The organism is Segatella copri (genome assembly GCF_019127135.1).
In the GTDB taxonomy this organism is placed as follows: Bacteria; Bacteroidota; Bacteroidia; order Bacteroidales; family Bacteroidaceae; genus Prevotella.
This window is the reverse complement of sequence record NZ_JAHOEA010000009.1, coordinates 39,728-53,918: the sequence shown is the minus strand read 5'-3', so window position 1 is coordinate 53,918 and position 14,191 is coordinate 39,728. Positions and strand designations below refer to the sequence as shown.

Sequence of the window (14,191 nt, the reverse complement as noted above, 5' to 3'; positions counted from 1 at the left end):
TAAATTGTTGTTACTTTTGCAGTCAAGAATAATATAAATATATATAACTTTTAAACTAATAAGCTTATGTCACAAATTAATGGACGTATCTCTCAGATTATCGGTCCTGTTATCGATGTTTACTTCGATACAAAGGGCGAGAATCCAGAGAAGGTGCTTCCTAAAATTTATGAAGCTCTGAAGGTAAAACGTCCAGACGGACGCGAACTTGTCATCGAGGTGCAGCAGCACATCGGTGAGGATACAGTTCGCTGTGTCGCTATGGATAATACTGACGGTTTGCAGCGCGGCTTGGAGGTTATCCCTACAGGTAACCCAATCCAGATGCCAGCCGGAGAGCAGATCAAGGGCCGTATGATGAATGTCATCGGACAGCCTATTGATGGTATGAATGAATTGGACATGAAGGGTGCTTATCCTATCCACCGTGAGGCTCCGAAGTTTGACGAACTTTCTACTCACAAGGAGATGCTTGCTACCGGTATTAAGGTGATTGACCTGCTTGAGCCTTACATGAAGGGTGGTAAGATTGGTCTTTTCGGTGGTGCCGGTGTAGGTAAGACGGTGCTCATCATGGAGTTGATCAACAACATTGCCAAGGGACACAACGGCTACTCTGTATTTGCCGGAGTAGGTGAGCGTACCCGTGAGGGTAACGACTTGATTCGAGACATGCTCGAGTCTGGTGTTATCAAGTATGGCGAGAAGTTCCGTAAAGCGATGGAAGAAGGTAAGTGGGATCTCTCACTTGTCGATCCTGAGGAACTTGCCAAGAGTCAGGCTACCCTGGTATATGGTCAGATGAATGAGCCACCTGGGGCACGTGCTTCTGTAGCTCTCTCTGGTTTGACCGTAGCTGAGGAGTTCCGTGATCACGGAGGTAAGAATGGTGAGGCAGCGGATATCATGTTCTTCATCGATAACATCTTCCGTTTCACCCAGGCTGGTTCTGAGGTATCTGCGCTGTTGGGTCGTATGCCATCAGCCGTAGGTTATCAGCCAACGCTGGCTTCTGAGATGGGTGCCATGCAGGAGCGAATCACTTCTACCAAGAATGGTTCCATCACCTCTGTACAGGCCGTTTATGTGCCTGCCGATGACTTGACCGACCCTGCTCCAGCCACCACCTTTACTCACCTGGATGCTACCACAGAGCTTTCCCGTAAGATTGCATCTCTCGGTATCTATCCTGCTGTAGACCCGCTGGGTTCTACCTCTCGTATCCTCGACCCGCTGATTGTGGGCAAGGCGCACTACGATTGTGCACAGCGAGTAAAGCAGTTGTTGCAGCGTTACAACGAGTTGCAGGATATCATTGCTATCCTCGGTATGGATGAGCTCTCTGATGAGGATAAGTTGACCGTGAACCGTGCACGCCGTGTACAGCGTTTCCTGAGTCAGCCATTCACCGTAGCAGAGCAGTTCACCGGTTTGAAGGGTGTGATGGTTCCTATCGAAGAGACTATCAAGGGCTTCAACGCCATCCTCGACGGTGAGGTAGATGACCTGCCAGAGCAGGCATTCCTCAACGTAGGTACTATTGAGGATGCGAAGGAGAAGGCTAAGCAGTTGCTCGCAGCAGCACAGGCGTAATCTTTAAATCCACGGCTTATGTTACAGCTAAAGATAGTATCTCCTGAGAAAGTAGTCTTCCAGGGTGAGGTAGAGAGCGTATTGGTTCCGGGAACCCTCGGCTCGTTCGAGATTCTCAAAGATCACGCGCCTATCATCTCTTCGCTCGAAGTGGGCAAGGTGGAATACACTACCAAGGAAGGCAAGCAGGTAATGAAAATCAAGGGCGGATTCGTGGAATGTAAGAAAAACGAAGTAAGCCTTTGTGTAGAAGTTTAGATAAGTGATTAATTTTTAGTGATTAATTATTAGATAATGGAAAAAGACGAAAAGTTGCGCTTGCAGACTATCAGACAGGCGAGTATCAGGTATAAGCAGATTTCTTTGTGGCTTACAGCAGTAGTGGCTCTTGCCGTGCTCTTTGCCTGCAGATTATCTGCTCAATGCGATGATATGATAGCCCAGGTTGTTAACCCGCTGGTAGTGAGTGCGATATTCTCACTCGTTGCAAGTACTGCTTATGGTGAAGCATGGAAGGCTGTTGCAAAGTCATCGCCAGCCAATCTCGCCAAGTTCTACATGGCGGCGCTGGTCATCAAGATGATAGCCGGTACATTGGTATTCCTCATCTATGTGCTGGTATGCGACAGGCAGAACATCCTGGGATTCACCGTAATCTTCGCCCTGTTCTATGTCATGCTTCTCGTGTTCGACTGCATCTACTTCGCTCGGGTAGAGAAAAAGAACCGTCTTTCATAAGTGGTTCTGAAACAAATAATTAATAAACAAAAGTAAGAATTAAAGAATATGAAACATCTCAAGCAATTCCTCTTGATGGCGATGCTGCTCTTCACGCTGGCACCTCTGCAGGTATCGGCTAAGGAGAACATCGATGTGAAAGAGATATTGTGGGGTCATATCAAGGATTCTTATGAATGGCATATCACCAAGGTGGGAGATCATCCCGTAGTGATTCATCTGCCAATCATCGTTAACACCACTTCGGGCTGGCACGTGTTCTGCAGCAGCGAATTCTCGGAAGAGAAGGATGCCAATGGAGACCGTCCAGGACCTTTCAACCTGGTGATCAAGAACGCTGATGCGCAGGCGAATCCCAACAAGGTAGTAGAGAAGGTGGGAGGCCAGGAGGTTCGTCCGCTTGACATCTCCATCACGAAGACCGTTTGCGTGCTCTTCATCGATGCTATCATCCTGTTGCTCTGTGTCCTGATACCAGCCCGCTGGTGCAGGAAGCACAAGGTGGATGACCCTGCACCAAAGGGATTTGTGGGACTGATGCACATGTTCATCATGTCGGTATATACCGATGTAATTGAGGCTACGCTCGGTAAGGAGGCGCCAAAGTACGCACCATGGTTGCTTACTTGCTTCTTCTTTATTTTCGTGGCGAACATTATGGGTATCGTACCATTCCCTCCAGGTGGTGGTAACCTGACGGGTAATATCGCCTGCACCGTATTCTTCGGTGTAACGACATTCCTGATCACCAACTTCACCGGTACCAAGGAATACTGGAAGGATATCTTCTGGCCGGAGGTACCAACCTGGTTGAAGGTCCCTGTGCCACTGATGCCATTCATCGAGCTCTTCGGAATCTTTACGAAACCGCTGGCTCTGATTATCCGACTCTTCGCCAACATGATGGCGGGTCACGCCATCGCACTTTCGTTTGCGGCTATCATTTTCATCATGTTCAACATCAGTGAGAATGCTATCGCCAACTATGTGGCAGGTACGGGTATGACAATAGTAAGTGTTGCGATGAGCGCCTTTATGATGCTCCTCGAAGTATTGGTAAGCTACATTCAGGCATTGGTATTCACCATGCTGAGTGCAGTATTCATCTCGCTGGCTCATGTAAAGTCTCATGAGGCTGAGCCAGAGGTAGTGAAGTAGTTTATAGATTATAGATTACGGATCTAATTTCATTCAGATAATAAACAAAGAAAATATTAACAACTTAAATTATTAAGATTATGTTATCACTTTTATTAGCAGCAGAGATTGCAAAGTTGGGTGCCGCAGTAGGTGCAGGTTTGGCCGCTATTGGCGCAGGTATTGGTATCGGTCGTATTGGTGGCCAGGCTATGGACGCTATGGCTCGTCAGCCAGAGAAGATGGGCGACCTCCGTTCTTCTATGATTATCGCAGCTGCGTTGGTTGAGGGTGTTGCGTTCTTCGCTGTCATCATCGCCATCCTGGCAATCGTTATGTAATCATCTCATCTGTCACTATCATCTGCCCCGATAAAAGGAAAAGTCTCAGGCATCAGCCTGATGTCTTTCCGGGGCATGATAGAGATGATTCTAGAGTTAGTTAAAATAAAACGTTTAAGTAAAACTTTAACCAGTATATATGGATTTATTGATTCCTGATAGCGGTTTGCTTTTTTGGATGACACTGGTCTTCATCATCGTTTTCATTATCCTCTGGAAGGCTGGATTTCCAGCCATCATCAAGATGGTGACCGACCGTAAGGCCTACATCGACGAGAGCTTGCGTAAAGCCCACGAAGCCAACGAGAAGCTTGCCAATATCCAAAAAGAAGGTGAATCCATCTTGCAGGAAGCTCGCGAGAAGCAGGCTGCCATCCTCAAGGAGGCTGCCGAAACCCGCGATGCCATTGTAGAGAAAGCACAGGATAAAGCACGCGAAGAAGGCGCACGTCTCCTCTCTGATGCCAAAAAGCAGATTGAGACCGAGAAGCAGAACGCCATTCGTGAAATCCGTGGCCAGGTAGCCGAACTCTCTGTTCAGATTGCAGAGAAGGTGCTCAAGGCTAAGCTCTCTGACGACAAGGCACAGATGGATATGATAAATCGACTGCTGGACGAGGTTTCTTCTGACAACAAATAGTAAAGCTTATGGATATAGGTGTAATATCGGTGCGTTATGCCCGTGCCCTCATCAAGGCTGCACTCGGCATGAAGCTCGAAGATCAGGTGTACCAGGAGATGCAGACGCTCTTTAAGAGCTACATCGACGTGCCTGAACTGAGATTTACGATAGACAACCCTATGCTTTCCAAAGACAAGAAAGAGGCACTTCTCACCACAGCCCTGGGCAAAGAGCCTACGGAACTGAGCAAGAAGTTTATCGCTCTCGTCTTGAAAGAGGATAGGGAGAGCACCCTGCAATTCATGGCTGCTTCGTATATCACTCTTTACAGGAAACAGAAGAACATCATCCGCGGTAAGCTGATCACCGCCACTGCCGTTGACGCCTCTACGGAGGACAAGATGCGCAAGATGGTGGAGCAGAGAACGAAAGGTACTGTGGAGTTCAAGACCGAGGTGAACCCTGAACTGATTGGTGGTTTCATCCTTGAGTATGATACTTACAGAATGGATGCGAGCGTAAAGACTAAACTCAGCAACATTCTGACACAGCTCAAAAAGTAAAAATAATTAAAGTAAATAACAAAATGTCAGATAAAATTAAACCAAGTGAGGTGTCTGAGGTTCTTCAGCAGCAGCTCCAGGAGGTTAATGGCTCTCAGCAGTTTGACGAGGTGGGTACCGTGCTTACCGTCAGCGATGGCGTGGCTCGTATCTATGGTCTGCGCAATGCCGAGGCTAATGAACTTCTTGAGTTTGAGAATGGAACCATGGCTATCGTCATGAACTTGGAGGAAGACAATGTAGGTTGTGTCCTCTTAGGTCCTACAGCTGGCATCAAGGAGGGACAGAGCGTGAAGCGTACACACCGTATTGCTTCTATCCGCGTAAACGACAACTTCCTCGGACGTGTCGTAAACCCTCTGGGTCAGGCTATTGATGGTCTGGGTGACATCGACCTCACCGATTCTTTCGAGATGCCTTTGGATCGTAAGGCACCTGGTGTAATCTATCGTCAGCCAGTAAAGGAACCTCTTCAGACAGGTTTGAAGGCGGTAGACTCCATGATTCCTATCGGTCGTGGACAGCGTGAGTTGATCATCGGTGACCGTCAGACCGGTAAGACTGCCATCGCAGTGGATACCATCATCAACCAGAAGAGTTTCTATGAGGCTGGCAAGCCAGTATATTGTATCTATGTAGCTATCGGTCAGAAAGCATCTACTGTTGCAGCATTGGTACAGAACCTCAAGGAGCATGGCGCCCTGCCATATACTATCATCGTAAGTGCTACCGCTGCCGATCCTGCAGCCATGCAGTATTACGCACCATTTGCCGGTGCAGCTATCGGTGAATACTTCCGCGACCGTGGTTACTCTGCTCTCGTTGTATACGATGACTTGAGTAAGCAGGCTGTGGCTTATCGTGAGGTATCTCTGATCCTCCGCCGTCCATCAGGACGTGAGGCTTATCCTGGTGATGTGTTCTATCTCCACTCTCGTCTGTTGGAGCGTGCCGCTCGTATCAACGACCAGCAGGAGGTAGCCGAGCAGATGAACGACCTTCCAGAGTGCATGAAGGGTCACGTTAAGGGTGGTGGTTCTTTGACAGCCCTTCCTATCATCGAAACACAGGCAGGTGACGTATCAGCATACATCCCAACCAACGTGATTTCCATCACCGATGGTCAGATCTTCCTTGAGACCGACCTCTTCAACCAGGGCTTCCGTCCAGCTATCAACGTAGGTATCTCCGTATCTCGTGTAGGTGGTTCTGCCCAGATCAAGAGTATGAAGAAGGTAGCCGGTACACTGAAGATTGATATGGCTCAGTATCGTGAGCTGGAGGCCTTCTCTAAGTTCTCTAGCGATATGGATGCCGTAACAGCGATGACTCTGGACCGTGGCCGTAAGAACGACCAGTTGCTGGTTCAGCCTCAGTACCGCCCAATGCCGGTAGGCGAGCAGGTAGCAATTCTCTATTGTGGTGTTCACGGATTGATGCACGACGTGCCAATGGATAAGGTTCGCGACTGTCAGGATCAGTTCCTCGATGCTATGCGCAGCCAGCACGCTGATGTGATTGAGACTTTGGGCGATGGTAAACTCACCGACGATGCCATTAAGGCAGTCGAGGAGACCATGGCTAATGTTGCAGGACAATATAAAGCGTAATAGCCTATGCCGTCATTAAAAGAGATTAAAACTCGCATAGCCAGCGTTAACAGTACCCGTAAGATTACGAGTGCGATGAAGATGGTGGCTTCCAGTAAGTTGCATCATGCTCAGGTAGCTATCCAGAATATGCTGCCTTATGGAAATATGCTGGAACATATCCTCAAGAGTTTCCTGGTAAGTACTCCGAATGTCGACCATCCGTTGCAGTTGGAGCACAAGGAGACCAAGCGTGTAGCTCTTGTGGTATACAGTTCTAACAGCAGCTTGTGTGGTGGATTCAATTCCAACGTTATCAAGATGATGATGCATGCGGTGGACGAGTATAAGGCTCAAGGCATTGACGACATCACGGTATATCCTATCGGACGAAAAGTGGCAGAGAAGGCACAGAAACTGGGTTTGAAGATTGGTGGTAACTTTAATGATCTTGCCGATCATCCTCATGCCAGCGCCTGTGCAGATATCGCCCATTCACTTGCCAAGCAGTATGCTGATGGTGAGCTCGATAAGGTGGAGATGATTTATCATCACTTTAAGAGTGCCGGTTCACAGATTCTGACCCGCAAGACTTTCTTGCCTATTGACCTCAGCACTGAGGCGATAGGAGTGGACAACGATCGTGACCTTACCTCTAATGTGGCTACGGCAAAGGCTCAGGAATATCTGCGCCAAAAGCAGGCTGAAGCTGACGAACGCCAGAGTTCTGAGGCAAAACCTCTGAATGATGACTTCATTGTAGAGCCAGACTTGGAGACTGTTTTGGGAGTCTTGATTCCTAAGCAGCTTCGTCTGATGATTTATACAGCGTTGCTGGATAGCCAGGCGAGTGAGCATGCTGCCAGAATGGTGGCCATGCAGACCGCTACGGATAATGCCGATGAACTCTTGCGCGAACTCAACTTGCAGTACAATAAGAGTCGTCAACAGGCCATTACCAATGAATTGCTTGATATTGTGGGAGGTAGCGTAAACAACTAAGTTGCGCATCTCTTCAATCTATAAAATTAAATCGGGATGTTTGCAGTTCTGAACTTGCAGACATCCCGATTTTTTTATCTCCCTTAGTTACGAATGCTATCTCCCTTAGTTACGGGTATTATCTCCCTTAGTTATGAGAATATCTCCCTTAGTTATAAAATTATCTCCGAAGGTTACGAAATTATCTCCGAAGGTTATGAAATTATCATTCGGAGATATTCTCCTGTTATAGTCCTGTATATTTCCTGATAGCCTTGATGAAGGTGTCGCCATATTTGTTGAGCTTGAATTCTCCGATACCACTGATCAGACTCATGGCATTCTTGGTGGTAGGTTTCATTCTTGCGAGTTCATGAAGGCTCTTGTCGCTGAGTACGATATATGGAGGATAACCCTGTTCGTCGGCTAAGTTCTTGCGTATCTTTCTGAGGTGTTCAAAGAGCCCTTTGTCTTCCACGCCTTTCGAGTCTTCCTGGAAGATGACACGTTCGGCATGCACCTCAGGAATGAGATTTCCCGGCTGGGCGATGGCGCCCTTCCTGTTGCGTACCGTTTTCTGTGGACGGGTGGCTTTATCATCTTCTTCGATATAAGCCAGCGAAACATGATGTTCTCCCTTCAGTACCTTCCAGCCTAAATCGGTAACCTTCATGTAGTTGTGGTTGTTGTAGGCAATCTCGAAGAATCCCATCTGCAGCATCTGCAGCAGATAAGCATTCCAGTCCTTAGATGTTGTATCCCTGCCCACACCGAAGGTTTTCATCTCGTTGTATTTGTTTTTCACAACTGCAGAAGAATGCATGCCTCTCAGAATCTCGATGCAGGTACCTACTGCAATATGCTCACCTGAACGGACCACGGCACTCAGGGCTTTCTGGGCTCTGATGGTGCCGTCGAAGGTGCGTGGAGGATTCTTGCAAACATCACAGTTGCCGCAGTTGCAGGATGATGTCTCGCCAAAATAATTCAGCAGAATGCGTCGTCGGCATACTCTCGATTCGGCATATTCCTCCATGCGGCGCAGTTTTTCCATGTTCACATCACGCTGTCCGCTGTCTTCGCAGAAAGAACGGAGGGTGATGATGTCGGCCATCGAATAGAACAGCACGGTATCTGATGGTGCTCCATCTCTTCCTGCTCTACCTATTTCCTGATAGAAACTCTCTATGCTTTTAGGCATATTATAGTGGATTACCCAGCGCACATTACTCTTGTCGATGCCCATTCCGAAAGCGATGGTAGCACATACCACCTGGATCTGGTCCATCTTGAACCGCTCCTGTACCGATGCTCTGGTCTGGGCAGTCATTCCGGCATGATATGCTGCGGCATTGATACCCAGATCGATAAGTTCCTGTGCCACCATTTCGGTGTTCTTGCGTGAGAGACAGTAGATGATGCCCGCTTCTTCCGGATGATTACTGATGAAGCGGGTGATGTATTGGAGCTTTGCCTTTTTGGTACTCTCCTGTCTTACGGTGAGGGAGAGATTGGGGCGGTCGAAACTGCTTACGAACGTCTGCCCATTGAGATGAAGCTGGCGTATGATATCTTCGCGTGTTATCTTGTCGGCTGTAGCTGTGAGCGCCATCACCGGGACATTGCGGAAATTCTCGTGCAGCATGCCTAGCTGCGAATACTCCGGACGGAAATCGTGTCCCCACTGGCTGATACAGTGGGCCTCGTCAACGGCAAAGAGCGAAATCTTGATGTTGCTGAATAAATAAGGTATCTCGCTGATGAGTTTTTCGGGCGAAACATAAAGAAGTTTCAGTTCTCCCTTCTCGCATCGGCGTCGGATGATAAGTTCATCGGTCGTGTCGTTTCCGCTGTTCAGTGCCTCAGCCGGGATACCGTTTGCCTTGAGCGCCTCCACCTGGTCGTGCATCAGACTGATGAGCGGTGAAATGACTACAGCGGTACCTTCCATTGCTAATGCGGGAACCTGATAGCACAGACTCTTTCCACCACCAGTCGGCATGAGAACCAGACAGTCGTGTCCCTGCATTACCTCTTTGATAATCGCTTCCTGGTTGGGGCGGAAGGAATCGTATCCAAAATAGCTTTTTAATATCTCGTTTATCTGCATGATTGCCGTTTTATGATTTATGCCTTTACCGGCATGTTTTTGTTTTGTTTTTCATGCAAAGGTAATGAATAATCTGCATAAATAAAAGTTTTCTCAAAGAAAAAGTGCTTATTTCAAGTAAAAAACTTTGCAAAGAGAGAAAAACAGGAGAAAAAGTTTGATATGTGGAAAAAATGTGTTACTTTTGCATGGTAAAAACAGATAAAAATGGCAAAATGTAATGTAAACACTCAAGAGCGATTTGCCGATATCCAGATGCTCCGTTATGAGCTGAAGGGTTTCGAAAACCTGTCGCTCACACAGAAAATTTATATTTATTGCTTGTCGAAGGCAACCCTCTTGGGACGTGATATCACCTTCGACCAGCAGGGCAAATATAATCTGCGCATCCGTAAAACCCTGGAGGCTGTATACCGTCATTACGAAGGTAATCGAGAAAGCGAAGATTTCAAGGCTTTCGAAGTTTACCTGAAACGTGTCTGGTTTGCCAGCGGCATCCATCATCACTATGGATGTGAAAAGTTTGTGCCAGGATTTTCAGAGGAATCTTTCTATGAGATGGTTGAGGCTGTAGCCGATGAATACCTGCCTCTTTCCAAGGGTCAGAGCAAGGAAGACCTGTTGGGCATTCTGGTGCCTGTCATCTTCAATCCGGAAGTCATGCCTAAGCGTGTGAATCAGACGGATGGCGAGGATCTGGTACAGACTTCTGCCTGCAATTTCTATGAGAATGTTTCTCAGGCAGAAGTTGAACGTTTCTATGCCAGAATGAAGGAAGATGGCAACGAACAGGCTCCTTCTTATGGTCTGAACTCTAAATTGACCAAGCGTAATGGTGAACTGGTAGAGTTGAAATGGACAGAAGACGGCCTCTATGGCGCAGCTATCAAGGAGATTGTTTCCTGGTTGCTCCGTGCTCAGAAATATGCAGAAAATGAGGAACAGAAACATCTCATCGATCTCCTGGTGAAGTATTATCGTACAGGCGATCTCAAGGATTTCGACCGTTACAGCATCGCCTGGGTGCAGCAGCACGAGGGAATGATTGATTTTATCAACGGATTTATCGAAGTGTATGGCGATCCGCTCGGGCTGAAAGGTACTTGGGAGGGCATTGTAGAATATAAAGATCTTGAAGCTACGAAGCGCACCCAGACCATCAGTCAGAATGCCCAGTGGTTTGAGGACCATTCACCTGTAGACCCACGTTTCCGCAAGCCGGAGGTGAAGGGTGTTACAGCCAATGTCATCTGTGCTGCGATGTTGGGTGGCGAGGAATATCCTGCTTCTGCCATCGGCATCAATCTTCCGAATGCCAACTGGATCCGTCAGGAATATGGTTCTAAGAGTGTGACCATCGGTAACCTGACCGAGGCATATAACAAGGCTGCTCAGGGCAATGGTTTCCGCGATGAATTCGTTATCGACGAGGATACCATCAGTCTGATGAATCAGTACGAGGATATTACCGATGATCTGCATACCGACCTGCATGAGTGTCTGGGACATGGTAGCGGACAGCTTTTGCCTGGTACCGACCCCGATGCACTGAAGGCGTATGGCAGTACGATAGAAGAGGCGAGAGCCGATCTCTTCGGACTCTATTATGTAGCCGATCATAAATTGGTAGAACTGGGGCTGACACCGAATGATGAGGCATACAAGGCTCAGTATTATGGTTATCTGATGAACGGTCTGCTCACCCAGACTATCCGCATCAAGGAAGGCGACAAGATAGAGGAAGCCCACATGCGCAACCGTGCGCTGATAGCCTGGTGGGTGATGGAGCATGCCGAGGGTGCTGTGGAACTGGTGAAGATGGATATGAACTATGCTTCTGCCGAGGATGCTTTGAAGGACAGCGAGGGCAATATCATTACGACGAAGACTTATGTGAAGATTAATGATTATGCCAAGCTTCGCCATCTCTTCGGCGAGTTGCTTGCTGAAATTCAGCGCATCAAGAGTGAGGGCGATTTCGAGGCTGCCCGTCTGTTGGTTGAGAAGTATGCCGTAAATATTGATCCGGAATTGCATCGCGAGATACTGGCAAGATACAAGAAACTGAATCTCGCTCCATACAAGGGATTCATCAATCCGAAGATGACGCTGGAGATGGATGAAGAAGGCGAAATTACAGACGTGGTATTGGATTATGAGGAGAGCTATGTTGACCAGATGTTGCGCTACTCTGATGAATATGGAACGCTTTAGAAAGTTAATAGTTAAGAGTTGATAGTTTATAGGGCAATCTTGCCATACGGCGATGCCGCTATAAACTGTTAACTATAAACTTTTAAAATGATGATGGATAATAAGAACGAGGAATTTCCGATAGTAGATGAAATGGGCAACATTCTGGGCGCTGTTACCCGCGGTCATGCCCATGACGGAAGCAAGATATTGCATCCGGTTGTTCATCTGCATGTATTCAACAGCCGGGGTGATCTGTATCTGCAGCATCGTCCAGCCTGGAAGGATATCCAGCCGGATAAATGGGATACAGCCTGCGGCGGTCATGTAGATTTAGGCGAAAGTGTGAGTCAGGCATTGCATCGCGAGGTAAGGGAAGAATTGGGTATCACCGATTTTGAACCGGAATCTCTGGGACATTATGTCTTTGAGAGTCAGCGGGAAAAGGAACTGGTTTACGTACATCGTTGTGTATATGATGGCGAGGTGAAACCGAGCCAGGAAGAATTAGCCGGTGGCAGATTCTGGACAAAAGATGAAATCAGCGAAAACATCGGCAAGGGTGTTTTCACTCCGAATTTCGAAAACGAATACCAGAAGTATTTCATGTAATGACGAAAATAGCCATAAAAATACGTCCCGACGTAGCATTTGCTGCATCGGGACGTATTTTTTTGTATGTCGGGACGCAGCACCATGCTACGTCGGGACGTAATTTCAGCAGGGTCGTGGCCTGTTTCTGACTGCGTCAGCAGAGCCATTATATCTCGTAGATACCCTTGAGTGCTCCTCTTGCAATTTGTTCGAAATCTTCACCGAAGTCGCAGAAACGGAGAACCGCATTAGAGGCAGCATGTTTTATTCCCATGTTGTCACCCTGCAATGCTGCGGCAGCCTGATCCAGGAATTCGTTGATGCCACGCTCGTTAGGCTCTTTTCCATTGGCAAAGAGACGGGCCAGGAGCTGGAAACCGGCAATCTCGTAGAGTGGCTTGTCACTCGCTATCCACTGGTAGGCGATAACAGGCGCGTAATCTACGTGCTGCAATAGGTTGAAGGCAAGCATCTCTGCCATCTCCTGACTCTGTACCTGTTCCATCCATAAATCTGTGATTTCAGGAAGCATCTTATCAGCAGGCATGATGAGTGTAGCCAGAATCTTGCATTCCCGGATATCTTCCTTCCACAGTTCGATGGCCAGGTCATAGTCTTTACCATATTCCTCAGCCATCTTTTTCAGTTCATAGAATGGTACGCCCCAATTCAGTTTATATCCCAGTCCCTTATCGCGCATAGATTGCGATCCCGGACCGTTCATCAGCAAGCGGAAGCTTCGCTTGATAGTCATCAGTTTCTGATGTGTTTCTTCGTTCATTATATTTTGAGTAAACTATTAACTAAATTAAAGTTTCATTATTTTACAGAACATTCCTTCGAACTGTTCCTCGATATTTGCAGGTTTATGCTTGAAGATACCGAAGATGGCACTTCCGCTACCACTCATCGCTGCATATACGGCGCCCAGGTTGTATAGTTTCTGTTTGATTTCAGCCAGTTCCGGGTGCATCTTGAAGATAGGTGCCTCAAAATCGTTGACAAGTTCCTCTTTCCAAGTCTCGATAGGCTGGCGTACGATGTCGCGGCAACATTTGGCTGGAGCCTGTGGGGTGATGGCTGCATAAGCCTCTTTGGTGCTGACGGCAATATCATCGCGCTTCACCACAACCAAATGATAGCCCCTCAGATTATCGCCAGGACCACTTACCGGCATCAGTTCTTCTCCAATACCTTCTGCATAGCATGCAGTGTCACCATCTTCGGGGTCTGCAGAAATGAAGTAGGCACAGTCTGCGCCCAGTTTGGCAGCATATCTTTCCATCTCCGGATTACCGATGTTGAGACGGAAACGCTCGTCCAACAAACGAATCATGAAGGCTGCATCGGCAGAACCGCCACCCAAACCAGCCTGCGAAGGAATACGCTTCACCAGGTGAGCATGGATGCGTGGAATTCTGAAGTCGGCAGCCAGGAGATTATAAGCCTTTACAACGAGATTTTTCTGTTCGTCGCAATCCACCGCGTTACCTGTAATCTTCAAATCACAAGGAACTTCGCTAGGGAATTCATCGCCCATGAGCTTGATTTCAAGTGCATCGGTCAGCGGAATAGGGTAGAACACAGTTTCGAGATTGTGGTATCCATCCTTCCGCTTGCTAACTATATTTAAACCAAGATTAATCTTGGCGCAAGGAAATGTAATCATAACTTTTCAGTTTAAAGGGTTCGTTACTATTTCTTTTTCTTTGCAAAGATACGGAAAAATA

14 protein-coding genes are annotated in these 14,191 nt (G+C 47.6%); 11 read left to right on the top strand and 3 right to left on the bottom strand.

Annotated elements, in window-relative coordinates; translation table 11 throughout:
* The first annotated feature begins 66 nt into the window (after positions 1-66).
* The 9 genes from atpD (at position 67) to KSW37_RS04075 (ending at position 7,585) form a co-directional block, all read left to right on the top strand.
* Positions 67-1,593 (top strand): F0F1 ATP synthase subunit beta, encoded by a 1,527-nt coding sequence (gene atpD, locus KSW37_RS04115; protein WP_006846855.1) that lies wholly within the window; start codon positions 67-69, stop codon positions 1,591-1,593.
* An 18-nt stretch (positions 1,594-1,611) separates the two neighbouring features.
* Complete coding sequence (atpC, locus tag KSW37_RS04110) at positions 1,612-1,851, top strand: ATP synthase F1 subunit epsilon (RefSeq protein WP_217313426.1); 240 nt, start codon at positions 1,612-1,614, stop codon at positions 1,849-1,851.
* A gap of 36 nt (positions 1,852-1,887) precedes the next feature.
* Positions 1,888-2,331, top strand: a complete 444-nt coding sequence (locus tag KSW37_RS04105) for a hypothetical protein (RefSeq protein ID WP_217313425.1) — start codon at positions 1,888-1,890, stop codon at positions 2,329-2,331.
* A gap of 48 nt (positions 2,332-2,379) precedes the next feature.
* A complete protein-coding gene (locus tag KSW37_RS04100; RefSeq protein ID WP_217313424.1) occupies positions 2,380-3,489 on the top strand; it encodes a F0F1 ATP synthase subunit A in 1,110 nt (369 codons plus the stop codon).
* A gap of 80 nt (positions 3,490-3,569) precedes the next feature.
* Positions 3,570-3,809 carry an ATP synthase F0 subunit C gene (gene atpE / locus KSW37_RS04095; protein ID WP_006846851.1) on the top strand — a complete coding sequence of 80 codons (240 nt, stop codon included), beginning with the start codon at positions 3,570-3,572 and terminating at the stop codon, positions 3,807-3,809.
* A gap of 139 nt (positions 3,810-3,948) precedes the next feature.
* Entirely contained in the window at positions 3,949-4,449 is a 501-nt protein-coding gene (gene atpF, locus KSW37_RS04090; protein WP_217313423.1) for a F0F1 ATP synthase subunit B, read from the top strand.
* A gap of 8 nt (positions 4,450-4,457) precedes the next feature.
* Entirely contained in the window at positions 4,458-4,994 is a 537-nt protein-coding gene (locus KSW37_RS04085) for a F0F1 ATP synthase subunit delta (RefSeq protein ID WP_217313422.1), read from the top strand.
* Between the two features lie 23 nt (positions 4,995-5,017).
* A complete protein-coding gene (atpA, locus tag KSW37_RS04080) occupies positions 5,018-6,604 on the top strand; it encodes a F0F1 ATP synthase subunit alpha (RefSeq protein ID WP_117692831.1) in 1,587 nt (528 codons plus the stop codon).
* A gap of 6 nt (positions 6,605-6,610) precedes the next feature.
* Entirely contained in the window at positions 6,611-7,585 is a 975-nt protein-coding gene (locus tag KSW37_RS04075; protein ID WP_217313421.1) for a F0F1 ATP synthase subunit gamma, read from the top strand.
* A 226-nt stretch (positions 7,586-7,811) separates the two neighbouring features.
* On the opposite strand, the gene recQ is transcribed toward KSW37_RS04075, so the two are convergent.
* Positions 7,812-9,674: a DNA helicase RecQ gene (gene recQ / locus KSW37_RS04070; protein ID WP_217313420.1), complete on the bottom strand. Its 1,863-nt coding sequence runs from the start codon at positions 9,672-9,674 to the stop codon at positions 7,812-7,814.
* Positions 9,675-9,881: 207 nt separating this feature from the next.
* Between recQ and KSW37_RS04065 the strand changes: the two genes are divergently transcribed.
* Both KSW37_RS04065 and KSW37_RS04060 read left to right on the top strand, forming a co-directional pair.
* Entirely contained in the window at positions 9,882-11,888 is a 2,007-nt protein-coding gene (locus KSW37_RS04065; RefSeq protein WP_217313419.1) for a dipeptidyl-peptidase 3 family protein, read from the top strand.
* A gap of 87 nt (positions 11,889-11,975) precedes the next feature.
* Positions 11,976-12,479: an NUDIX hydrolase gene (locus tag KSW37_RS04060; RefSeq protein WP_217313418.1), complete on the top strand. Its 504-nt coding sequence runs from the start codon at positions 11,976-11,978 to the stop codon at positions 12,477-12,479.
* 148 nt (positions 12,480-12,627) lie between these two features.
* Here the strand turns inward: KSW37_RS04060 and KSW37_RS04055 are convergent, their stop codons facing one another.
* Entirely contained in the window at positions 12,628-13,242 is a 615-nt protein-coding gene (locus KSW37_RS04055; protein WP_117726956.1) for a DNA alkylation repair protein, read from the bottom strand.
* A gap of 27 nt (positions 13,243-13,269) precedes the next feature.
* Positions 13,270-14,130, bottom strand: coding sequence for a 4-(cytidine 5'-diphospho)-2-C-methyl-D-erythritol kinase (gene ispE, locus KSW37_RS04050; RefSeq protein WP_217313417.1), 861 nt, complete (start codon positions 14,128-14,130; stop codon positions 13,270-13,272).
* Between the last annotated feature and the right edge of the window lie 61 nt (positions 14,131-14,191).